Source organism: Oerskovia sp. NPDC060338 (assembly GCF_042726295.1).
In the GTDB taxonomy this organism is placed as follows: Bacteria; Actinomycetota; Actinomycetes; order Actinomycetales; family Cellulomonadaceae; genus Oerskovia; species Oerskovia merdavium.
In genome coordinates, this window is sequence record NZ_JBHXCQ010000004.1 from 219,917 (window position 1) to 243,237 (window position 23,321).

14 protein-coding genes are annotated in these 23,321 nt (G+C 70.4%); 2 read left to right on the forward strand and 12 right to left on the reverse strand.

The genetic code is table 11. The annotated features are described in order from the left end of the window. Positions 1–44: 44 nt before the first annotated feature. Positions 45–716: a TrkA family potassium uptake protein gene (locus ACFWGN_RS06835; RefSeq protein WP_056649726.1), complete on the forward strand. Its 672-nt coding sequence runs from the start codon at positions 45–47 to the stop codon at positions 714–716. 51 nt (positions 717–767) lie between these two features. Here the strand turns inward: ACFWGN_RS06835 and ACFWGN_RS06840 are convergent, their stop codons facing one another. From ACFWGN_RS06840 to ACFWGN_RS06860, 5 genes are all read right to left on the reverse strand, one after another. Next, positions 768–1,343 carry a hypothetical protein gene (locus ACFWGN_RS06840; RefSeq protein ID WP_377616218.1) on the reverse strand — a complete coding sequence of 192 codons (576 nt, stop codon included), beginning with the start codon at positions 1,341–1,343 and terminating at the stop codon, positions 768–770. 366 nt (positions 1,344–1,709) lie between these two features. After that, a complete protein-coding gene (locus ACFWGN_RS06845; RefSeq protein WP_377616220.1) occupies positions 1,710–2,186 on the reverse strand; it encodes a hypothetical protein in 477 nt (158 codons plus the stop codon). A 133-nt stretch (positions 2,187–2,319) separates the two neighbouring features. Then, on the reverse strand, positions 2,320–3,051 hold the full coding sequence (locus tag ACFWGN_RS06850) for an ABC transporter permease (RefSeq protein WP_377616321.1): 732 nt from the start codon (positions 3,049–3,051) through the stop codon (positions 2,320–2,322). 92 nt (positions 3,052–3,143) lie between these two features. Further along, positions 3,144–3,920, reverse strand: coding sequence for an ABC transporter ATP-binding protein (locus ACFWGN_RS06855; RefSeq protein ID WP_377616221.1), 777 nt, complete (start codon positions 3,918–3,920; stop codon positions 3,144–3,146). Beyond that, positions 3,907–4,560 carry a TetR family transcriptional regulator gene (locus ACFWGN_RS06860; RefSeq protein WP_377616222.1) on the reverse strand — a complete coding sequence of 218 codons (654 nt, stop codon included), beginning with the start codon at positions 4,558–4,560 and terminating at the stop codon, positions 3,907–3,909. Before ACFWGN_RS06860 ends, ACFWGN_RS06855 begins: the two co-directional genes overlap by 14 nt. A 153-nt stretch (positions 4,561–4,713) precedes the next feature. Between ACFWGN_RS06860 and ACFWGN_RS06865 the strand changes: the two genes are divergently transcribed. Beyond that, positions 4,714–5,730: an Abi family protein gene (locus ACFWGN_RS06865; RefSeq protein WP_377616223.1), complete on the forward strand. Its 1,017-nt coding sequence runs from the start codon at positions 4,714–4,716 to the stop codon at positions 5,728–5,730. A gap of 196 nt (positions 5,731–5,926) precedes the next feature. On the opposite strand, the gene ACFWGN_RS06870 is transcribed toward ACFWGN_RS06865, so the two are convergent. From ACFWGN_RS06870 to ACFWGN_RS06900, 7 genes are all read right to left on the reverse strand, one after another. Then, positions 5,927–8,719 carry an immunoglobulin-like domain-containing protein gene (locus ACFWGN_RS06870; protein ID WP_377616224.1) on the reverse strand — a complete coding sequence of 931 codons (2,793 nt, stop codon included), beginning with the start codon at positions 8,717–8,719 and terminating at the stop codon, positions 5,927–5,929. Positions 8,720–8,876: 157 nt separating this feature from the next. After that, positions 8,877–13,862 carry a family 43 glycosylhydrolase gene (locus ACFWGN_RS06875; protein WP_377616226.1) on the reverse strand — a complete coding sequence of 1,662 codons (4,986 nt, stop codon included), beginning with the start codon at positions 13,860–13,862 and terminating at the stop codon, positions 8,877–8,879. Between the two features lie 195 nt (positions 13,863–14,057). Beyond that, on the reverse strand, positions 14,058–17,954 hold the full coding sequence (locus ACFWGN_RS06880) for an alpha-L-arabinofuranosidase C-terminal domain-containing protein (protein ID WP_377616227.1): 3,897 nt from the start codon (positions 17,952–17,954) through the stop codon (positions 14,058–14,060). 261 nt (positions 17,955–18,215) lie between these two features. Continuing rightward, entirely contained in the window at positions 18,216–19,325 is a 1,110-nt protein-coding gene (locus tag ACFWGN_RS06885) for a sugar ABC transporter permease YjfF (protein ID WP_318244568.1), read from the reverse strand. Beyond that, positions 19,322–20,464, reverse strand: coding sequence for an ABC transporter permease (locus ACFWGN_RS06890; RefSeq protein WP_377616228.1), 1,143 nt, complete (start codon positions 20,462–20,464; stop codon positions 19,322–19,324). Before ACFWGN_RS06890 ends, ACFWGN_RS06885 begins: the two co-directional genes overlap by 4 nt. Then, entirely contained in the window at positions 20,461–21,999 is a 1,539-nt protein-coding gene (locus tag ACFWGN_RS06895) for a sugar ABC transporter ATP-binding protein (RefSeq protein ID WP_377616229.1), read from the reverse strand. Before ACFWGN_RS06895 ends, ACFWGN_RS06890 begins: the two co-directional genes overlap by 4 nt. A 148-nt stretch (positions 22,000–22,147) precedes the next feature. After that, complete coding sequence (locus ACFWGN_RS06900; RefSeq protein WP_191804503.1) at positions 22,148–23,137, reverse strand: ABC transporter substrate-binding protein; 990 nt, start codon at positions 23,135–23,137, stop codon at positions 22,148–22,150. Positions 23,138–23,321: the final 184 nt, after the last annotated feature.

A 23,321-nucleotide genomic window follows, 5' to 3' on the forward strand; every position in this document is an offset into this window, starting at 1 on the left:
CCCGGTTCGCTGCCGGCCCGCGCTCCCGACGAAAGGTCCCCCAGGTGCCCGACAAGAAGGCCCCCGAGAAGAATGCCGGCGTGCTCGTGATCGGTCTCGGCCGGTTCGGGTCCGCGATCGCCGCGACCCTCGACCGGCTCGGCCAGGACGTGCTCGCGGTCGAGCGGTCGCCCGAGCTCATCGCGCAGTGGTCGGGCCGCATCCCGCTCGTCGAGGCCGACGCCTCCAACCCGACCGCCCTGGAACAGCTCGGCGCGCGCGACTTCCCGGTCGCGGTCGTGGGCGTGGGCACCTCGCTCGAGGCGAGCGTGCTCATCACGGGCAACCTGGTGGACCTGGGCACGCCCCAGATCTGGGCCAAGGCCATCTCTGCCGAGCACGGTCGCATCCTGCAGCGCATCGGCGCGCACCACGTGGTGTTCCCCGAGGCCGACGCGGGCAGCCGCGTCGCGCACCTGGTCTCGGGCAAGCTGCTCGACTACATCGAGGTCGAGGACGGCTTCACGATCGTCAAGATGCGTCCCCCGAAGGAGACGCAGGGCTTCACGATCGAGCAGACCAAGGTCCGCGACCGCTACGGCGTGACCATCATCGGCGTGAAGTCGCCGGGTCAGGACTTCGTGTACGCCGAGCCGACCACGCGCATCTCCGCGAACGACCTGCTCATCGTCTCGGGGCACGCCGAGCTGCTCGAGCGGTTCGCGGCGCGGCCGTAGTCACGGGGCCACGCCCGGTCCACCGTTCAGGACGACGCCCGACGGCGCCGCTCAGCTCGCGCGCGTCCGGCGGCGTCTGAGCGCCGCGCCTCCCGCGACGAGGGCTCCCGCGACGGCCAGGGTGCCGGCGACCGTGACGCCGGTCGAGGCCAGCGGGCCGGGGACCTTGCCGGGGGTCCCGCCCTCGGCCGTCGTGCCGCCGCCCGTCGTCCCGCCGTCCGTGCCGCCGCTGCCGTCGGTGCCGCTGCCGGGGGCGCTGCGGACGTCGAACGACGCCGACCGGACCGACGCCCCGCTCGCGGGGTCGGTGACCACGACGTAGTGGGGGCCGGGGAGCGTCGAGAGCGGGATGGTCGTGACGAGCTCGATGGTCCCGTCCGCGCGCGCGGTCACGGTCCCGAGGAACGTGGGTGTCGAGTGGAGGTGCACGTCGTACGTCACGAACGGTACGAATCCTTGCCCGCGGACGACGAGCTTCCCACCCGGCACAGGGTTCTCCGCGACCGCGTCGACCACCGAGAGCGGGGTGATCCCCGTGATGCCGACCTGGAGGCTCACGCCCTCCGGCCCGTGGTCCCCGACCGGGACGGGTGGGGCCGCGACCGCGGGCAGTCCTCCGAGGACCATCCCACCGACCATCACGAGTCCTGCCACAGCCCCTGCGAACGTGCGGACTCCAGCCCGCGGGTTCACGATCCGCACTTGCGCACTCCCTTGTCGCCTCGCGCCCCCGAGCGCGCCCATCCTCCCACGTCTCAGGCCCCGTGCGGGCGCCTCAGCGGGTGAGATTCGGCGAACCGTGGTAATCGGTCGACGGGCCGTGGAAGGCGGCAGGGGCAGAGGGCTCTCAGGGCGCGCGCGGGCCCAGGAGGTCCCCGTGCCGACAGCTCGACGTGGACTGCTCCCTGGCCGGGCACACCTCAGGCCGTGTCAGCCCCAGGTCCTCGAAGGGAGCCGGCCGTCGACGAGAGGCACCGGAGCGGACAGCAGGCCTCAGTCGCCGGTGAAGACGCCGATGGTCAGCTCGGAGTCCACCTCGAGGCACGGCGCGTCGAGCGTGGCGAGCGCGTCGTTCCAGGCGTCCGACCTGATGACGGTGGGTTCGGTCCTGGGCCAGGTCTCGACCGCAGGGACGGTGGCCTGCAGGTCGGCGACCCCCAGGCTCACGGCACTGTCGCCTCCCGAGGGGATGCGGTGCAACACATGGGTCGCGACCTCGTACCAGCCCTGCTGCTCCTGGGCAGCCATGCGGCCCTCGCTCAGTGCGATGTCTGCGTTCTCCACGATCGTCATCACGTCGGAGACCGCCGCGCACGCGTCGGCGTCCTGCGCCGCGTCCTCGGTCGCGTCGACCTGAGCAACCTCTCCCGTGGGCTCGGGAAGGGCGGCACTGCTCTCCCCGCTGCAGCCCGCCATCGTCAGAGCCACCAGCACCAGAGCCGAAGCCCCGGCCGCCTTGCTTCCTCGCATGAACGCTCCCCCATCGTGACCGTGCGTGGGCTGAGACTACACAGTTCGGCCCGAGATGATTCGTCTGGGGAGGGCGGAAGACGAGGCGGGCGGTTCTGAGCTCGACGTGAGGCGCCCCGCACGTGGGGCGACGCTAGGCCGTCCGGCGCCGCAGCGTGAGCGTCCCCAGCACGATCGCCCCCAGGATGAACCCGACGATGACCGCGACGGCGCCGCGGACGTCGGCGAAGCCGCCGCCCGCGGCCACGTCCTGGAGCGCCGAGACGCCGTACGTCAGGGGCAGCACCCGGCTGATGGCCTCGAGCACCGCGGGCATCTCGTCGCGCGGCATGAGCAGGCCGCACGTGATGAGCTGCGGGAACAGGACCACGGGCATGAGCTGCACGGCCTGGAACTCCGAGCGGGCCAGTGCCGAGGCCGCGAGCCCCAGGCACGACCCGAGGATCGCGTCGAGCACCGCGACGAGCACCACGAGGCCCATGGGCCCTGCCACGTCCATGCCGCACACCCACACCGCGAACGCCACCACGACCAGGGCCTGAACTGTCGCGAGGAGCGCGAACGCGAGCGCGTAGCCGCCCACGAAGTCGCCCTTGCCGAGCGGCAGGGTCATGAGCCGTTCGAGCGTCCCGGACTGCCGTTCGCGCAGCGTCGTGACGCTCGTGACGAGGAACATGATGATCATGGGGAACAGCCCCACGAGGATGGGGCCGAACTGGTCCAGGACGGGCGTCCCGTCGAACATCCAGGCGATGAGTCCCAGCAGCACGCACGGCAGCACGACGAGCAGCGCGATCGTGCGCGGGTCGTTGCGGATCTGCCGCAGGACCCGGCCCGCGGTCGCGAGGGTCAGGCCCGGACTCAGGGCGCGCGGTGCGTGGCTCGCCGGCGGAGCCTGCTCGTGGTCGGCCGCGGCCCCCGTCGCGAGCGCGCTCGCCTCCCGTGCGTCGTGCGTGCTCATGACGCCTCCCCTCCGAGGTGACGTGGACTCCTGACGGCCGCTGCGCCGTCGGGCACGGGGGTCTCCTCCACGAGGCGCAGGAACGCGTGCTCGACGTCGTGGGCACCCGTACGCTCGAGCAGGCCCGGCAGGGTGTCGTCCGCGAGCAGGCGACCGTCGCGCAGGAGCAGGAGCCGGTCGCAGCGCGTCGCCTCGTCCATGACGTGCGACGACACGAGCAGCGAGGTCCCGGCGTCGCGCAGGCGCGCGAACAGGTCCCACAGGTCGCGGCGCAGCACGGGGTCGAGACCGACCGTCGGCTCGTCGAGCACGAGCAGCTGCGGGTCCCCGAGCAGCGCGGCGGCCAGCGAGACGCGCGAGCGCTCACCGCCCGAGAGCGTGCCGACCCGGCGCCGGGCGTGCCGCGCGAGGTCCACGGCGTCGGTCACGCGCGCGACGTCTCGCGGACCCACGCCCAGGATGGTCGCGAAGTAGCGCAGGTTCTCGGTCACGCTGAGGTCTGCGTAGACGCTGGGCGACTGGGTCACGTACCCGACGCGGCGCCGCAGCACGGGGTCTCCGGCCGCCCGGCCCAGGACCTCGACCTCCCCGTCCGTGATCTGCTGGACCCCGACGAGCGCACGCATGAGCGTGGTCTTGCCGCTGCCGCTCGGTCCGAGCAGCCCGACGACCTGGCGGTCCGGCACCGTGAGGTCGAGCCCGTGCAGGACGGTGGTCCCGCCGCGGTCGACGCGGAGGCTGCGGACGTTGATGACCGAGTCAGTATTCCCCATGTGAGGAATTCTGCTCCTCGGGAGGTCCCGGCGCAAGACCCTCGTCCACGCCCTCGAGATACCGCTGGATCGTCGGGGCGATCGACTGCACCAGGTCGTCGGCAGACATCGACGCCACGGGCTCGAGCCGCAAGAGGTGCCGGGCGACGAGCACCCCGAGCACCTGGCTCGCGACCAGGCCCACACGCCTCCCCGCGACCTCGCGCGGCAGGAGCGCGGCGACCTGGTCGAACACCGTGCGCTGGAGGTAGCGCGGCAGCTCCTGCACGTGCCCGTCGGCGGACAGCAGCCCGGACAGCACGAGCCGGAGCTGGACCTGCCCGTCGGGTGCGTCCCAGACCGCGAGCACCGTGCGCGCGAGCCGCTCCCCCAGGCCGTCGAGACCGCCCTCGGCGAACCGACCCGCGAGCGCCTGCGGGTCTGCCCCCGCGGGGACGAGCGAGGCCGCGAAGAGCTCCCCCTTGCCGTCGAAGTAGTGCCGGATCAGTCCGGGGTCCACCCCGGCCGCACGCGCCACGCCGCGCATGCTCACGGCGTCGTACCCCTTGGCGGCGAACTCCTCGCGCGCCGCGGCCACGATCGACGCCCGGGTGTCCTCGCCCGCGGGCCGTCGGCCCCGCCGCACCGCACCAGCACTCATGCCTCGATTCTGCCCGACGCCGGAGCGCACCGGCGCTCGCGGGTGCGCTCCGCGCCCCTGGACGGCGACACGAGCAGCGGGTAGCCTCCCTGTATCACGATCAGCCCGTCGCCGAATGGCGGCGGGCTGATTTTCTTGCCGCTGGGGGGCGCGATGGGCGAGTACACCAAGCCGTGGCTGTCGCTCGATCAGCAGATCGAGAAGCTTGACGGACGTGGGGTCGACGTCGATCCGCGCGACCGCACCGCGGACCTCCTCTGCGCCATCGGCTACTACCGCGTCACGGGGTACCTCTACCCGCTGCGCCGCTCGGAACAGTACACCGACGAGAACGGCAAGGTTCGAACTCGGGTTCTGCAGGGCTACAAGCCTGGCGCGTCGATCGACCACATCGCCGAGGTGATCGACCTGGATCGTTCGCTGCGTCTGCTCGTGATGGACGGCGTCGAGCGCATCGAGGTCGCGTTCCGCATGCGCATCGGCTACGTCCTCGGGCGTCGATCCGCATTCGCGCACCTCGACCCAGAGACGTTCCTCCCGACGTTCGTGGAGCATCAGCTGGACCGGACCACCGGTTGGAGGACGCGACCCGGCAAGCACGCAGAGTGGCTCCAGCGCGTCGCTGATCGACGCGACCGGTCGGACGAGACCTTCGTCGCGCACTTCCGGGAGAACTACGGCGGCCGGATGCCGATCTGGGCACTCACCGAGATCCTCGAGCTCGGCCACCTGTCCCGCTTGTACCAGGGACTCAGGGACGACGACGCGGACGAGATCGCCCGAGAGTTCGGCGTTCCGACGAAGAGGTTGATGGCGAGCTGGCTCGCGAGCGTGAACTACGTGCGCAACGTCGCGGCACATCACGCGCGCCTCTACAACCGAAAGCTGCAGCACGCCCCGAGTCGGCCGAAGGTCGGGGTCGTTCCACTCCTCGACCATCTACGCGCTGACGAGACGCCCAAGGGCTCGTTCTCCGTGTACAACGCTCTGGCGGTGATCGCCTACCTCCTCAGATCGATCGACACGGACGCAGGTTGGAGTCGCCGTCTCGTCACCTTGATCGACTCCTTCCCCTCGTCACCAGACCTGACGATCGCCTCGCTCGGGATGCCTGCTGATTGGTCGTCGCTCGACCTGTGGCGGATACCGCCGCCCGACTCCGGGGCGTGAGCAGTACACATCAGGTGTCCCGCGCTCGCGGGTGCGCTCCGCCATCGGGCAGCGGGGACGACGACGCCCGGCCCACCGCGACGCAAGGAGACGTCGCGGCAGGCCGGGCGTGGGCCCCGGCGCACCGGCACGGCGCAGGGCAGCCGCGGGACGAGACAGCACCGCCTCGCCCCGCGGCGGTCAGGGGGTCAGGCGATCACCCGCAGTCGAGGGCCGGGTACGGCGCCTCGAACGTCGCGGAGGTGCCGTCGGCGCCGCCCGTGCTCGCGGTGATCGTGACGACCCCGGCGTCGACCGAGCCCGCACGCGTCGCGAACGACTGCGACGCCGACTTGCCCGGCGCCACCCCGGTGAACGACTTGGACCCGAACGCCGAGGCGACCTTCACGTCGACCGGCACGTCCTCACCGTTCACCGCACGCACCGACACCGTGACCTTGCCCGCCACACACTTCGCCGCAGCCGACACCTCGACCACCAGGTCGGGCTCGGGCTCGGGGTCGACGGGGGTCACGGTGACCGTGGCGGTGGCACGCGTCGTGATCGACGGGCCGAACGACCCGCTGACCGTGAAGGTCCCGGCCTGCGCCCAGGAGGCGGGGTCGACCGCGTCCCACGTGACCGCGAGGTCCTTGGTCGCGCCGTCGCCGTAGGTCGCGGCGACCGTAGCGGGCAGCACGGGCGCGGTGCCCGCGACCGTCGTGACCGTGACGGGGGCGGCCGAGGCCACGAACGCGTCGGCCTGGTAGTGCGCGAGGAGACGGTCGTACTCCTCCTGGGTGACCGGGAGCACCGTGCCGTGGCGCGGGCTCACGGGCAGGGTCGCGGGCTCGGACTTGGTCCAGACCCCCGAGTCGAGGTCGGTCGACTCGAACGGGACGTAGCCCTTGCCACCGTGGTAGCTGGGCTGGTCCATGAAGACGTACCACTTCTCCTCGGTGTTGGACTTGAAGACCGTCGGTCCCTCGCCCGCCGTGAACGTGCCGCCGTAGCCGTTGGGCTGGCCCACACCGATGTTCTCGGTGATGAGGTCCCAGCTCGTGGCGCGCAGGTCCGTGGACTTCTCGCTCCGGACGGTCATGTACTTCTCGTCCTTGATGAAGCGGTAGTACGTGTCGCCGACCTTGGTCACCGACGCGTCGATGATGCCGAGGCCCGTGCCGCGCTTGTTGTCGACCCAGATCCGCGGCTCGCTGAACGTCACGAAGTCACGCGTCGTGGCGTACATCATGCGCTGGTAGCTCGTGGCGATCTTGCGGTCGCTGCTGTCGGTGGTCGGGTAGAGCGCGGACGCCCAGTACACGACGTACTCGCCCGCGGCTTCGTCGTAGAACGCCTCGGGAGCCCAGGTGTTGCCCGCGTAGTCGCTCGAGACCTTGACCATGCGCTGGTCGGACCAGTTCACGAGGTCGGTCGACTCCCAGATCATGAGGCTCAGCGAGCCGCGCTCCTGCGCGTTGCCGAAGTTGTTGCCGCCGTAGATCTTGAGGTCGGTCGCGACGAGGAAGAACTTGTCGCCCTCGGGAGAGCGGATGACGAACGGGTCGCGCAGGCCCTTCTCTCCCAGGCCCGAGCGCAGGACCGTCTTGTCGTCGTTCAGCTCCTGCCACTTGAGCGGGTCGTTGCCCTGGCTCGCGGCGAAGTAGATCTCCTCGCCGTCGGCCGTGCTCTCGCCCTTGAAGTAGGGGAAGAAGTACGCCGCGGGCTCCTGGGCCTCGGGGGCCTGGCGGACCGTCGCGGTGCGGGGCTGGGTCGAGGTCGCGGTGCCCTTGGTCGCGGTCACCGTGAGGATCACCTCGGTGTCGGCCGTGCCGTGCGCCGGGCGGTGCACCACGCCCGTGTCGCTCACGGTGCCGGGCGCCGAGGACGTCCAGGTCAGGGTCGAGCCCTGCGCGCCCTTCGTCGGGAGGGTGAGGTTGCCGCGGACGTCGGCGATGTTGGTCACGACGGCGTGCTGCGCGTCCCACGCGGCGGCCTGGGCGTCGTCGAACGCCGCGGGCACGACCACGGTGAAGGTCCGCGGGAGCGTCACGGCGCCGCGCGTGACCGACGCGGTCAGCGTGACGGTCGCGGCGGGCTGACCGGCGGCGGGCTGGGTGACCTTGCCCGACGACGTCACGACGTCCGCGTGCGAGGTCGCCCACGTGATGGTCGAGCCCTGCGCGCCGGTGACCGGGAGCGTGAGGTTGCTCGTGACGGCGCTCGTGTCGCCCAGGTCGAGGGCTGCGGCGTCGGCTCCTGCGGCCGCGGCCGCGGTCTTCTGCGCGAGGGCCGCGACGTCGTTCGCGGGCAGTGCCCGGTCGTAGACGCGGAAGTCACGGACCTGACCCTTGAGGTACTTGTCGCCTGAGTAGAGCGAGCGACCGATGTAGTTGGCGGTCGTCGTCCCGGCGCCGATCGAGGCCGGCGTCGTGGTGACCGCGGTGTTCTGCGCGACCTGCACGCCGTCCTCGTAGAGGGTCCCGGTCGTGCCGGTCTGCGTGTAGGTCAGGTGCTTCCACACCCCGCGCGCGAGGTTCGAGCCCTTGGTCGTGTTCTGCTCGGTCGACCAGTTGCCCGACGCGATGCCGGTCCGGTAGGCGTTGCCCGTGGTGAACAGGTAGCCGTTGCCGGCCGAGCCGCTCGTGTTGCCCATGCCCCAGATGAAGTAGGGCGTGCCCTGGGCGGTGTCGACCAGGACGTCGAGGTCGACCGTGACCGAGGTCAGGTTCTTGAGCAGGCTGTCGGGGAGCCGGACGTAGTCGTCGGTCCCGTCGAGCGTGATGCCGCTCGCGCTGCGCGCGGCCCCGTTGACCGTGGCTGCCCCGAACGTCGAGCCCGGCGCCGAGTTCGCAGCCGACGTGCCGCTCGCCTCGTCGAGCTTGTACCAGGCGACGAGCCCGGCCTCGGGCAGGACCGGATCAGCGGCCGCCACGGCGGTGGTCGCCAGCCCGGTGCTCAGGGCGACGGCGACGCTCGCTGCAACGAGACGTCCCCTGGTTCTTCTCACGATGTGCTCCTTCGGTTCGTGGTGCGGGTGGTGCAGGGGGGTGCGGTGGTGCGGGCAGGACGGGCGCCGTCGGCACCCGGGCCTCGACGTGAGCAGATGCCCCAGATCGGCCCTCAGGAGGGGCATCTGCTCACGTCGAGGTGGCGGCCGGGCCGGGTCAGCCGCAGCTGGTCGCTGCGTAGGTGACGTCGTAGGCCGTGGTGACCGGTGCGCCGTCGAGCACGGCCTGAGCCGTGACCGTGACCTTCCCGGCCGCGAGCGTCACCGCACGGGCCGAGAACGTCTGGGACGCGAGCTTGCCCGGCGCGACCTGGAGGAAGGTCTTGGTCCCGAGCGGCGTGGCGACGACCACGTCGACGGGCACCTCCTCGGTGTTCCTCACGAGCACCGTGAGCGCGGCCTTCCCGGCCACGCACTTGGGCGCGACCGTGACGTCGACCTCGACCTGCGCGGGCTCGGTCACGTCGAGCGGCGGGACGCTCTCGAGGGTCGGGACGACCTTCTGGATGAGCCCGTCCTCACCGAACGTGAGGCGGTCGATGGTCGTCTCGCGGTGGTTCCCGTCACCGCCGGGGATCGCGAAGCGGTGGTAGGCGATGTACCACTCGTCGGTCCCGGGGACCTGGACGATCGAGCTGTGCCCGGTCCCGAGGATGCCCTGGGACACGTCCTTCTCGAGGATCACGCCGCGGTAGGTCCACGGTCCGTCGATGCTCGTCGACGTCGCGTACCCGACCCGGTAGTTCTCCGAGCCCGTGTCGTCGATCGAGTAGGTCAGGTGGTAGATCCCCTCGCGGTAGTTGAGGAACAGGCCCTCGCGGAAGTTCGTCAGACCACCGAACTTCGTGATGGTGTCCTGCTTGACCGAGACCATGTCGTCGTTCAGCTCGGCGTACAGCGGCGCGTTGCTGCCGTTGCCCCAGAACAGGTAGAACTTGCCGGTCTGCGGGTCCTCGAACGCCGCCGGGTCGATCGCCTGCCCCGTCGTGACGGCCTCCCCGTTGGTGATCATGGCCGTCGGCTGCGCGGTGAAGGGCCCCTCGGGGCTGTCTGCGACCGCGACACCGATCGTCTTGCGGTTGTAGGTCGGGTTGTGCCCCGAGAAGTAGAAGTAGTACTTCCCGTCGCGCTCGATGATGGTCGGCGCCCACGCGTTGCCCGTGGCCCACGGGACGTCGCCCGCTGCGCCGTCGAGCGTGAGGAACGGCTCGGCCGAGCGCTCCCAGCTCGCGAGGTCGGTCGACTTCCACACGTAGAAGTCCTTGCCGCCCCAGCCGGGGGTGCCGTCGGTGGTCGCGTAGATGTAGTACACGCCGTCGAAGACCGCGATGTTCGGGTCCGCGTACAGGCCCGGCAGGACCGGGCTGCGCATCTCCTTGGCCTGGACGGTCCACGTGCGCGCGACCCCGTCGGGGCCGGTCACGGTGTAGGTCACGGGCTGCGTGAGGTCCTGCACCGAGCCGTTGGCGGGCGTCACGGTCGCACGGTCGGACACGACCAGGCGAGGCGCGAGCGCGGAGCGGTCGGTGCCGGGCACCACGGGGAGCGTGACCGTGCTGGACCCGCCGTCGACGATCGCGGCGACCTTGAGCTCGGCGAGCTCGGCTCCCGTGACGGCCGAGTGGTCCTGACCGAGGTCCTTGACCTCGTCGGCGCTCAGGGCGTGGTCGTAGACGCGGAAGTCGCGGACGTCGCCCTTGAGGTACTTGTCGCCCGAGTAGAGCGACCGGCCGATGTAGTTCGCGACCGTGGTGCCGTTACCGATCGATCCGGGGGTCGTGGTCACGTTGGTGTTCCGCGCGACCTGGATCCCGTCCTCGTAGAGGGTGCCGGTGGTGCCCGACTGCGTGTACGTCAGGTGCTTCCACACGCCGCGGGCGAGGTTCGAGCCCTTGGTCGTGTTCTGCTCGGTCGTGTAGTTCCCCGAGGCGATGGCCGTGCGGTACGCGTCCCCCGTCGTGAAGAGGTAGCCGTTGCCGCTCGATCCGCTCGTGTTGCCCAGGCCGTAGATGAAGTAGGGCGTGGACTGGGCGGTGTCGATGCGCACGTCGAGCGAGACGGTGATCTCCGTCAGGCCCTTGAGCACGTCGTCGGGCAGCTTGACGTGGTCGTCGACCCCGTCGAGGCGCACGCCGTCCGTGCCGTTGCGGGCGGCCCCGCCCACGACGGTCGCGGGACCGACGGCGCTGCTCGGCGCCGAGTTCACGGCCTGCGTGCCGCTCGTCTCGTCCAGGCGGTACTGGACCACCAGGCCCGGGATCTCCTTCGTCACGTCGATCGCGACGGTCGCGGTGCGCGACCCGTCCGCGGTCGTGGCGGTCACGGTCGTGCTGCCCGCCGCGACGCCGCGCACGGTGCCTGCGGAGGGCCCGTTGGAGACGACGGTCGCGACCGACGGGTCGGCGCTCGTCCAGGTGATGGTGCGGGCCGTGGCGTTGGCGGGAGTCACGGTCGCGGTGAGCGAGCGTGCCGATCCGACCGTGACCTGCGTCGAGGTGGGCGAGACCACCAGGCCCGTGACGGGGACGTCGCCCTCGACCACGGTCACGACGGCCTTGGCGCGCACGCTCACGCCGGCGCCGAGCGAGCCCGTGACCTCGAAGGTCCCGGCCTGCGCGTAGCTCGCGGGGTCGATCGCGTCCCACGTGACCGCGGTCTGCGTGGTCGTGCCGGCTGCTGTGCGCGTGGCGACCGTGGCCGGCAGGACCGGTGCGTCACCGACGCTCACGACGGCCGTGACGTCCTCGGCCGACTCGACGAACGCGTCCGGCTGGTAGCCCTTGAGCAGCGCGTCGTACTCGGTCTGCGTCACGGGCAGGACCGTGCCGTGGCGCGGGCGCGAGGGCATCTCGTAGCCCGTCGACATCTTCCACTCGTCGGCGTTCAGGTCGGTCGTCTCGAAGGGCACGTAGCCGCGGCCGCCGAACTCGTCGATGAACAGGTACCACTTCTCCTCGGTGTTCGACTTGAAGATGGTCGGGCCCTCGCCCTGGTTGATGCCGCCGCCGAGCGAGTTGGCCTTGCCGATGCAGTCGGTGATGAAGTCGTAGCTCAGCGAGCGCAGCTCGTTCGCCTTCTCGCCCAGCACGAACTTGGAGCACGGCGTCGTGGACGTGTTGTTCCGCTCGTCCTTGGTGAAGCGGTAGAACTCGCCGTCGTGCTCGATCACGGTCGAGTCGATGACCGAGTAGCCCGGGTCGACCCACACCTGCGGCTCGGTGAACGTGTAGAAGTCGCGGGTCGTGGTGTACATCATGCGGTTGTACGTGTTGGCCGTGTGGCCCGGGTCGTCCTCCTCGTAGAGCTTGGAGGCCCAGAACACGACGTACGCGCCGATCGTCGCGTCGTAGTAGGCCTCGGGTGCCCAGGTGTTGCCCGCGGTCTCCGGGGAGACCTGGACGAGGCGCTGGTCGGTCCAGTTCACCAGGTCGGTCGACTCCCACACCATGATCGACTTGGAGCCCGTGCGCTGGGACGCGTCCCAGTTGCCGTTGCCGTGGATCTTGAGGTCGGTCGCGATCTGGTAGAACTTGTCGCCCTCGGGAGAACGGATGACGAACGGGTCGCGCAGGCCCGTCTCCCCCAGGCTCGACGTCAGCACGGGCTGGTTGTCGTTGAGGTTCCGGTACCTGAGCGGGTCGTTGCCCTTGCTCAGGCCGAAGTAGACCTGCTCGCCGGTCGCGTAGCCCTCACCGATGAAGTAGGAGAACAGGTAGCCCGCGTAGTCCTGCTGCTCGGGGAGCGCGGGGACCTTCGCGTCGAACGCGCGCGTGGCCGTGGACTGCCCCTTGCTCACGGTCGCGGTCAGCGTGACGGTCTGGTCGGCCTGGCCGTGCGCGGGTCGCGTGACCTCGCCCGACGGCGTGACGACCGTGGGTGCCGTGGTGGCCCACGTGACCGTGGTGCCCTCTGCTCCCGTGGTCGGCAGCGTGAGGTTGCCGCGCACGTCGTCGAGGTTCTTGACCTCGAGCGCGGCGGCAGCGGCGTCCACGACGCCCTGGTCGCCGGTGCCGGGGACCACGGTGACGTCGAACGTCCTGGTCGCGCTCTGGCCGCGCAGCGAGAGCGTCGCGGTCAGGGTCGCGGTGTGCGCCTGGCCGACGGGCTGGGTGATGACGCCCGACGACGTCACGACGCTCGCGTCCGACGTCGCCCAGGTGACGGTCGAGCCGCCCGTGCCCTTCCCGGGCAGCGTGAGGTTCTTGGCCACGGCGCTCGTGTCGCCGAGCGACAGGGCTCCGGCGTCGGCGGAGACCGACGCCGCCGCGTTCGCGGTGCTGACGTCCGCGACCTCGGCGGCCGTGAGCGCACGGTCGTAGAGCCGGAAGTCCTTGATGCGCCCCTTGAAGAGGTTGTCGGCCGCGTAGGCGGACTTGCCGAGGTAGTTGGCGGTCGTCTTCCCGTTGCCGATCGAGCCCGGCGTGTGGGTCACGGCCGTGTTGACCCCGACCTGCGCGCCGTCCTCGTAGAGGCGGCCGGTGCCGGCACCCTGCGTGTACGTCACGGTCTTCCAGACACCGCGCGCGAGGGCCGCGGAGGGCGACTTGGCCGTGTTCTGCTCGGCGCTCCACGCGGCGTTCGAGACCGACGCCCGGTAGTTCGCGTTGCCCGAGGAGAACAGGTAGCCGTTGCCGCTCTGGGGCGAGCCGACCGCGGTGTTGCCCAGGTTGTAGAAGAAGTAGTTGCCGCTCAGGGTCGTGTCGACCCACACGTCGGCGCTGACCGTCACGGCCGAGTACCCCGCGAGGAGGTCGTCGGGCAGGTCGACGTAGCTCGAGCCGCCGAACGTCAGGCCCTGCCCGTCGGTCCAGTCGCCGCCGCCGACGAGCGTGCCGTCGTGGCCCGAGCCCGAGGCGTCGTGGGCGACCGTGCCGCTCAGCTCGTCGAGCTTGTACCAGAGCTTCAGGCCGTCGGTCGTGGGGGTGGGGATCGCTGCGGCAGTCGTCTGCGTGGCGGCCGACGCCGCCGGGGCGAGCGCCGTCGGGCGTGCGGGCGCCGAGGTCAGGGCCGCTGCCGGGCCCGCCAGCGCCATCGGGGCGAGCAGAGCGACGCTCAGCGCTCCCCCGAGGGCGGCGCGAGCCCCGCGTGGGGCCCTCCGTCGGGCCGTGGGCGCGGTCTGCGCCGGGTCGTGTCGGGTGGTCATGTGGTTCGTGGCCTCCGCCGTCTCGTCGTTGAGCGCCCCCTGCTGGGGACCGTCGGGCTGGTCGTGCCGGCCCGCCGGTCCCCCGCGTCCTTGTGGTGCTGGTCGTGCTGGTCCTGTCACCGGCCCGTCTGGACCGGAGGGTTCACGCCGGGGCCGCGAGAGGACCTCGCGACCCCGGCGGAGCTGGTGCGGTCGTCAGCCGCAGGTCGTGGCCGGGTACTCGACGTCGAACGTCGTCGAGCGGGCCCCGGCCCCCGTGCCGATCGTGCCCACGACCGTCGCGGTCCCCGCGGGGACCGCAGCCGCACGGCTGTTGAACGACTTCGACGCGCTCTTGCCCGGCGCCACCGACGCGAACGTCTTGGTGCCGAACGGCGTCGTGAGCGCCACGCTCACGGCCACGTCCTCACCGTTGACCGCACGCACCGTGAGGTTCGCCCGCCCCGCGACGCACTGCGCCCTGGCCGTGACCGCGAGATCCACGGGCTCGACACCGGCACCGGCCGTCTGCAGGCGCAGGAACGTGACCGAGTAGGCCGGGAACGTGTAGTCGAACGCGTTGGACGCCCCGTCCCAGGTCCGCTCGACGGGCACGATCGCCCGCGGGTTCGCCTTGGTGTTGGTGTCCGTGGGCGCGCCGACCATCTCGGTGATCGTGGCCTGGGCCGCGATCTCCTGGCCTGCGACCGTCACGGCCGTGTCGGCCGCGGTCGCGGTCGGGTTGACGACCTTGACCACGAGGTCGCCCGACTCCTCGTCGCGCGTGACGACCTGGTAGAGCGACTTCGCGGAGGGCTGCTCGTACGAGATCTGGAGCTGGCCGTCCAGGTAGAGCTGGATCGTGCTGCCCTGGACGACGACCTTGACCTTGTAGCCCTGGCCCGTCTCGACGCGCTTGTTCTCGACCGCGGCGACCTCGGCGGCACTGCCGCCGTCGGCCCGCTGGAGGACCGAGCGGGTGTTGTTCCAGCCGCCGATGTTCCACCAGTAGTAGTCGTTCGGTCCGCCCGCGGCGAAGCCCACGAGGAAGCCCTCGGACCCGGCGATCTTGCGGGCGTCGAGCTCGAGCGTGTAGTTCTTCCAGTCCTTGGCGTACGCACCCGTGACGATCGAGCGCGCGTCGGTCACGGACGTCGAGGACTGCGTGTACACGCCGTCCTGCGCGGCCCACGTCCCGGTCACGGGCGACCACTGCGTGGCGTCGTCGAACCCGTCCTGGAACAGGACGTCGCCGCTCGCGTTGTCGGTGACCTTGACGTTGTCGTACGACGCGCTGGTCGACCACGTGGACAGGAAGACGCCTCCGTCCAACGCGGGCTCTGCGGAGGCGTCGGCACCGTGCACGGACGGGACGACCTCGTCGCCCACGTTGTTCGCGAACAGCTCCTGGACGTAGTAGTTGGGCGTGCCCCACGACTCGTCGTTGTCGAACCAGATCGCGTCGGGCGACCACTGCACGTACGACTCGTTGGAGAGCAGCGGCGCGTAGGACGCGAGCTCGACGACGTCGGAGTTGCGCTCGAGGCCCGTCATGAAGGCGGCCTCGGACAGCGCGTTGAAGAACGTGTTGCCGCGCGACGCGTACTCGCCGAGGAAGACGTGCGGGCCCTCGCGGTCGTAGTCGTCGTAGCGGTCGGCGTTCTCGAGGAACCAGCTCGGGTCGTTGTAGTAGTGCTCGTCGACCAGGTCGACCTCCTGCGCACGGTTGAACTCCCAGAGCTCGTCGAACCGCTGGCCCGTGTCGTCCGGACCCGAGTTCGAGATGATCTGGACGTCCGGGTACGCGGCGCGCACTGCGTCCTTGAACTTCGGGAAGTTCGCCTCGAACGTCTTGGTGTTCTCCTCGTTGCCGAGGCCCAGGTACTTCAGGCCGAACGGCTCGGGGTGGCCGAGCTCGGCGCGCATCGCGCCCCACTCGGTCGTGACGTCACCGTTGGCGAACTCGATGAGGTCGAGCGTGTCCTGGACCCAGCGCTGGATCCGGACGTCGTCCTTCATCTCGGGGATGGTGCTGCCGCAGCCGTTGGCCCCGACGGACAGGACGGGCAGAGGCGTCGCGCCGAGGTCCTCGGCGAACGTGAAGTACTCGTAGTACCCGATCCCGTACGACTGGTTGTAGCCCCAGAAGTTCCAGTTCGTGGCCCGCTCCTCGACCGGCCCGATGGTCTCCTTCCACTGGTACGTGCGCCGGCGGTCGGTGCCGTTGCTCTCGAGGTAGGTGTCGAACGTGCCCGCGTTGGTCACGCAGCCGCCCGGGAACCGCAGGAACTGCGGGTTCATGGCGTCGATCTTCTCGGCGAGGTCCGTGCGCAGGTGGGTCTTGCCGTTGACCGGCCCGACCCACGTGTCCTGCGGCATGAGCGAGACCATGTCGAGGCGCACGGTGCCCGCGGCGCCCGCGAGGACGGCGAGGCGCCCGGCCGAGGTCGTCTCGGTCGCGGTGAGGGTCACCGAGTACTTCTTCCAGGTGTCGGTGCCGGCGACGCTCACCTTCCCGGTCGCGTAGGTGGTGCCCGCCGCGGCGTTCTCGACCTGCACGGTCAGGTCCTGCCCGACGGCGGAGCGCGCCCACACCGAGAAGTCGTACTTCTGGCCCTTCTCGAGGAAGAGACCCGTGTTGAAGCCCGCGTTGCGCAGACCCGCGCCGGCCGCCGTCGCGTCGAGCTTGAGGTAGTAGCGGTTGCTGTCGTTGAGGCGCTGCGCGTCGGTCACGACCGTCGTGGTCGCGGTACCGCCGTCGCGGTTGACCCGCTCCCAGGCCGTGAGCCCCGTGAACGAGGAGTTGTCCGACGAGTTGAACTCGAACGAGCGGTTGCGCACGAGCTCGGCGTACAGCCCGCCGTCCGCGGCGTAGTTGATGTCCTCGTAGAAGATCCCGTACAGGTCGTCGCTCATCTCGACGGTCTCGCCCGCCGCGTCGATCGCGAGCGTGTGCTCGGCCGACGACAGCGCGGTGAGCGTGAGCTTGACGGCTGCGTCCTCGGCACCGAGCACCAGGGCTCCGTCCGCGGCACGCACTCCCGCGAACTCCCCGGCAGCGGCACCCGGCACGCGCAGCGCGAGCTTGCCGCCGCCCACGTCGGTCAGCCGGACCTGGGCCGGGGTCGCGTCCGCGGCCCCGAGCGTGAGGCGACCGTCGCCCGCGACGACCACCGGCAGACCGGTGCCCGCCTGCGCGAGGGTCGCGGCGCCGTCGGGCCCGCCTGCCACCGCCGTGGCCACCAGGCCCAGCGGCGACGCCGGACGCTGCGCGACGAACGACAGACCCGTGTCCGTCAGGACCAGGTGCTTGCTCTCCGCCGGGCCGACGAGCGAGAACGTACCCGTCGGGACGACGTCCTGGCCCTCGGCCGCGTCGACCGCGACGTAGTCGAACGTCGCGGTGTGCGTCGAGCCGTCCTGGGCCGCGAGGGCGTACAGGCCGACCTGCGTGACGTCGAACGTGACGGTCGTCGAGCCTGCGGGCTTCCAGTCGCCCGCAGCCGCGTCCCAGTAGGACACAGCGAGCGTGTCACCCGTGCGCTGCATGCGCAGCGTCTCGCCCGTCGAGCCCGCACGGTCGGTGAACGACGCGGCCGTGAACTTCCCGCCCGTCTCGTTGTCGAGCTCGATCGCGCGCGCCGAGGGCGACAGGCTGCCCACGTACGTCAGACCGGCGCGGACGTAGTTGTCCATGTCCTTCCACGCGATGAGGCCCGCGCCCTGGTAGACCTTGCCGACCGGGGCCGACACCTTGGTCACGACCGTGAAGTCGCCCACGGGGACGTCCACCATGAAGACGTTCTTCGCGGTGTTCGCCTCCTGGTAGGTGTCGCCCGTCTGGGACGTCAGGGTCAACGACCCGGGCGTCGTCGCGAGCGACCACGCCGACGGGACGGGGTTGACGACGTCCCACGCGGAGCCGAGCCGGCCCGAGTCGAACTGGTCGACCCAGGCACCCTCCGGAAGGACCGGCTCGGTGGCCGCGAAGGCCGCCGGGGTGACCGCGAGGGCGGTCGTCGCCGCCAGCGCGAGGACCGCGACGGAGGCCGCCCACGGTCGTGCCGTCCTGCCGCGGGATGTACCGCGGGCAGGGGAATCAGAGATGATCACAGTGCTCCAACCTTGCTGCAACGAGGAAAGGAGCGATGCCGGGTGCAGCCCGTGCGCTCCATTGCTGTACGGGTCAACCCGGCGGGTGCGCCCTCCCGGTCGTCCGAGCCGGCCCCGGGTACCAGCCGGGACCGGCTCGACCGGGAGGGTGCCACCTCCGGGCCGTTCTCGGTCCGTCTGCCTCGACGGACCGGGCTGTGGTGCCTCGCACGGGACCGGCTCCAGGGCCGACCCGCGCGAGGCAGTGGTGCTGGACGGGCGCTAGGTGGCGCTTCCGCGCCCCTGGCGGAACGTCATGGCCCGCTGCAGCAGGACGAACGCGAGCAGGACCACGCCGATGAAGACCTTGGTCCACCAGGAGTCCAGGCCCTCGCGGGCGATGAGCACCTGGATCAGGCCGTAGACGAGCACGCCCGCGACCGAGCCCAGGACGAACCCGCCGCCGCCGGTCAGGAGCGCGCCGCCGATCACGACCGCCGCGATCGCGTCGAGCTCCATGCCGATGCCCGTGAGGTTGAAGCCCGACTTGGTGTAGAAGGCGAACAGGATGCCTGCGATCCCGGCGCACGTGCCGCTGATCACGTAGACCCACACCTTGGTCGAGCTGCCCTTGAGGCCCATGAGGTTCACGGCCGCGCCGTTGTCGCCCGTGCCCAGCCCGTAGACCGTGCGGCCGAAGCGCGTGTAGTGGAGCAGGTAGATCGCGATCAGCAGGACCACGAACGCGATGACCATGCTGAGGTTGATGCTCCAGGCCTCACGGCCCTCGCCGAACTTGATCTTCCACGAGGCCAGGGCCGCGAAGCCCTCGTCCTTGATCGCGAGCGACTGGACGCTCACGACGTTGGCCAGGCCGCGCGCGAGGAACATCGCGGCGAGCGACGCGATGAAGGGTTGTATGTCGAAGTACTGGACCATCACGCCGATCAGCAGGCCGAACGTCGTGCCGATCAGCACGCCCAGGATCAGGACCACCGGCAGCGGTGCCCCGGCGATCAGGAGCTTGGCCACGACCAGGCCCACGAGCGCCACCACGGCGCCGACCGACAGGTCGATCCCGCCCGTGATGATCACGAAGGTCATGCCGATCGCGAGGACGATCAGGTACGAGTTGTCGACCAGCAGGTTGGAGAACAGCCGCATGCTCAGGAAGTCGCGGCGGTCGGTGCTGTAGCGCGCCTGGCCCACGATCAGGATGACCGCGAGGGCCACGAGCGTGCCCGTGACCGGCAGGAGCCGGCGGTCCGAGAGCTTGCGGACCACGGGGTTGGTCATGAGGCGCGCGACGAAGCCCGTGTCGTGACCGCCGCGCGGCGTCTTGCCCTGCTGGGAGCTCTTGGACGCACGGGGCGTCGTCTGGACGGTGCTCACGCTGCTGCCCCCTTCGCGGTCGTCGCCGCCGTGCCCGCGCCCAGGGTGGGGCGCTTCCTCGGTAGTCGCGACGCCAGGAGCGAGCGCAGGCGCTCGGAGGCCGCGATGCACACGACGATCAGCACGAGCGCCTTGAACAGCGGCGTGATCTGCGAGCTGATGTGGAAGATGACCACGGCCCGCTCGAGCGTCGAGAGCAGCAGGGCGCCGACGACGACGCCCGCGAGGCTGAACTTGCCGCCGTCGAGCTTGGTGCCGCCCAGGACGACGACCATGATCGCGTCGAGCTCCTTCATGAGGCCGATGTTGTTCGCGTCGGCCGCCATGGTCGGGGCTCCGTAGACGATGCCCGCGAGCCCGGCGAGCAGGCCGCAGAGCAGGTAGACGAACCACGTGATGTTGCGCGACTGGACGCCCGCGAGACGGCTGGCCTCGCGGTTGATGCCGATCGACTCGACCAGCATGCCGAGCGCGGTGCGCCGCACCAGCAGCGCGACCAGGGCGAACACGACCGCGGCGATGACCACGGGGGTCGGGATGCCCAGGATGAAGCCCGAGCCGATCGACTTGAAGGGCGGGCTCGTGGTCGTGGTGATCTGGCCCTTGGTGATGAGCATCGCGATACCGCGCCCCGCGACCATGAGGATCATGGTCGCGATGAACGGCTGGATGCCCAGGACCGTGACGAGGAAGCCGTTGAAGGCTCCGATCACCGCGGCGACCAGCAGGCCGATCGCGACCGCGGCGAGCGCCGTGCTGAGCGTGCCCCCCGTGCCGCTCGCGTCGATGTAGGTCAGCGACACCGCGAGCGAGATCGCCATGACCGCACCGACCGAGAGGTCGATCCCGCCCGTCGCGATCACGAGGCACATGCCGATGCCGAGCAGGAGCGGGGTCGCGCTCGCCCGCATGATGTCGATGATCTGGCCGAACAGGTGGCCGTCCATGATCGTCACGTCGAGGAAGCCGGGGCTGCGCAGCCCGCACGCGAGGAGCATGACGACGAGGGCGACCACGGGCCAGAACAGGTGGTGGTGCGTGATGCGGCGCAGCACGCCCTGGGCACCCCGCGGTGCGGGGCTGCCGGACACCGGCGGCGTCGCCGGCGGTGTCGTCGGAGTCGTGGTGGTCGTGCTCATGATGCGCTCCCGCTCGCTGCGATCGTCTCGAGGATCGTGGTGGACGTGACGTCGGGCCCGTTGGTGATCTCGCCGATCTTCTGGCGGTCACGCATCACGACGACGCGCTGGCTCAGGCGCAGCACCTCGTCGAGCTCCGACGAGATGAAGACGACGCCCATCCCGTCCGAGGCCAGCTCGGCGACGAGCCGCTGGATCTCGGCCTTGGCACCCACGTCGATGCCGCGCGTGGGCTCGTCGAGGATGATCAGGCGCGGCGCGGTCGCGAGCCAGCGGGCCAGGAGGACCTTCTGCTGGTTGCCGCCCGACAGGTTCTTGATGAGCATGTTCGGGTTCGCCGGGTAGACGTTGAGCGCCTTCATGTAGCGGTCGACGACCGCGTCCAGCTCCTTGGCCGGGATGGGACGCCACGGGCCGCGGCTCGCCTGCATCGCGAGGGCGATGTTCTCGCGGACCGTGAGGTCCCCGATGATGCCCTCCTTCTTGCGGTCCTCCGAGGAGAACGCGACGCCTCGCTTGATCGAGGTCAGGGGGGCTGCGCCGCGCGTCGTGCCGTCGAACGTCAGCTTGCCGCTGCCCGCCTTGTCGGCGCCGTAGAGGAGGCGGGCGACCTCGGTGCGGCCCGAGCCGAGCAGGCCCGCCACACCGACGATCTCGCCCGCGTACACGTCGAGGTCGAACGGCTCGACCGACCCGTCGCGGCCCAGGCCCACCGCCTGGAGCAGAGGGGCCTCGTCGTGCTCGGACGCGACGCGGTGCGCACGCGCCTCGACGTCGGCGAGGGCTTCGCTCGACCGGCCGATCATCGCGGAGATGAGCTCCATCCGGCCGAGCTCCTTGGTCAGGTGCTCGGAGATGAGGCGGCCGTTGCGCAGGATGGTCAGGCGGTCGGTGATCTCGTAGATCTGGTCGAGGAAGTGCGACACGAAGAGGATCGCGACGCCCTTGTCCCGCAGCGAGCGGATCACGTCGAAGAGCTCTGCGACCTCGGCCTTGTCGAGGCTCGAGGTGGGCTCGTCGAGGATCAAGACCTTCGCGTCGACGACCATGGCTCGGGCGATCGCGCAGAGCTGCTGCACGGCGATCGAGTGGGAGGACAGGGCCGACGAGGGGTCGATGTCCAGGTTGAGGAGGGCGAGGTACTCGCGGGCCTTGCGGCGCGTCGCGGGCCAGTTGATGAAGGGGCCGAACCGGATCTCGTGCCCGAGCATGATGTTCTCGGCGACCGACAGGTTCGAGCAGAGGTTGACCTCCTGGTACACGGTGCTGATGCCCGCGTCCTGGGAGTCGCGGGTCCGCGTGAACCGGTGCTCGGCACCGGCGACCACGATGCGGCCCGAGTCGATCTGGTAGACCCCCGTGAGGGCCTTGATGAGGGTGGACTTGCCGGCGCCGTTCTCGCCCATCAGGGCATGGACCTCACCGGGGCGGAGGGTGAGATCGACGCCGTCGAGGGCCTTGACGCCTGGGAACTCGATGGTGATCCCGGTCATCTCCACCACGGGCGCCGCGGTGGCGGCGGTCGTCGTTGACATGGTTGTTCTTCCGTCCTGGGGAAGGTGCTGGAGCTCAGGCACCGGCCGGCAGGGACGTGGTGCACGTCCCCGCGCGCGGTGTGTGCGGCCCGCCCGGTCACCGCGCCGCGTGGGGGCGGCGACCGGGCGGGCCGTCAGGTGCTGCTCGTCAGAACGAGCGGGCGTCGATGATCTCCTGCGTGATGGTCTGGTCGAACGCCTGGTCGACCACGATGGTCTCCTTCTCGACGTCCTCACCCGCTGCGACCTGCTTGATGAGCTCGAGGAGCTGGTCGCCGAAGGCCGGGTTGCACTCGACCACGAAGTTGAACTTGCCCTCGAGGAGAGCGGTCAGGCCGTCGTGCACGCCGTCGACCGTGACGATCTGGATGTCCTTGCCCGGGACCTTGCCCGCGGCCTCGATGGCCTCGATGGCGCCGAGGCCCATGTCGTCGTTGTGGGCGAAGATGAGGTTCAGGTCGGGGTAGGCCTGCAGGGCTGCCTCGGTGGCCGCCTTGCCCTCGGCGCGCGTGAAGTTACCGGTCGCCTGGCCGACGATCTGGTCCTCGACGACCGAGCGGAAGCCCTCCTGGCGGTTCGTCTGCGCGCCCGAGCCCATGGTGCCCTGGAGCTCGAAGATCTTGGCGTCGGGAGCGTTCTCCGCGACCCACTCGCCGGCCGTGACGCCCTCGGCGGTGAAGTCCGCGCCGATCCAGGTCACGAAGGGGTCCTCGACCGTGGTGTCGACCGTGCGGTCGACGAGGACGACGGGGATCTCGGCGTCCTTGATCTCCTGGAGGACCTCGTCCCAGCCGGTCTCGATGACCGGCGAGAACGCGATGACGTCGACGTCCTGGTCGATGAAGTCGCGCAGGGCCTTGATCTGGTTCTCCTGCTTCTGCTGCGCGTCGACGAACGTGAGGTCGATGCCGTTCTCGGCCGTCAGGTTGGCCTTGACCGACTCGGTGTTGGCCGTGCGCCAGCCGCTCTCTGCCCCGAGCTGGGAGAACCCGACACGGATGTTCTCGCTGCCGCCGCCTGCGCCGTCGGTGCTGTCGGCTGAGTCGGTCCCGCCGCCGCTGCACGCTGCGAGGGCGAGGACTGCTGCACCGGCCAGGATGCCCGTGAGACGGACGCGTGCCGTGGACTTGTTGAACATGGTTCTCCTCCTTGAGATGCGGTCCTCGGCGCCGTGCCGGGACCACGTCGGCCCGTCGTTGGGCTGTTGGTTCGTGGTCGTGCGTCTTGAGTTGTCGAGCTGCTCCGCTCACGTTCAGATGTGATCGCTCACACCCCCTGGGAAGAGATGTTAGCGCTCACACGCAGAAGTTGGAAGCCCTGCG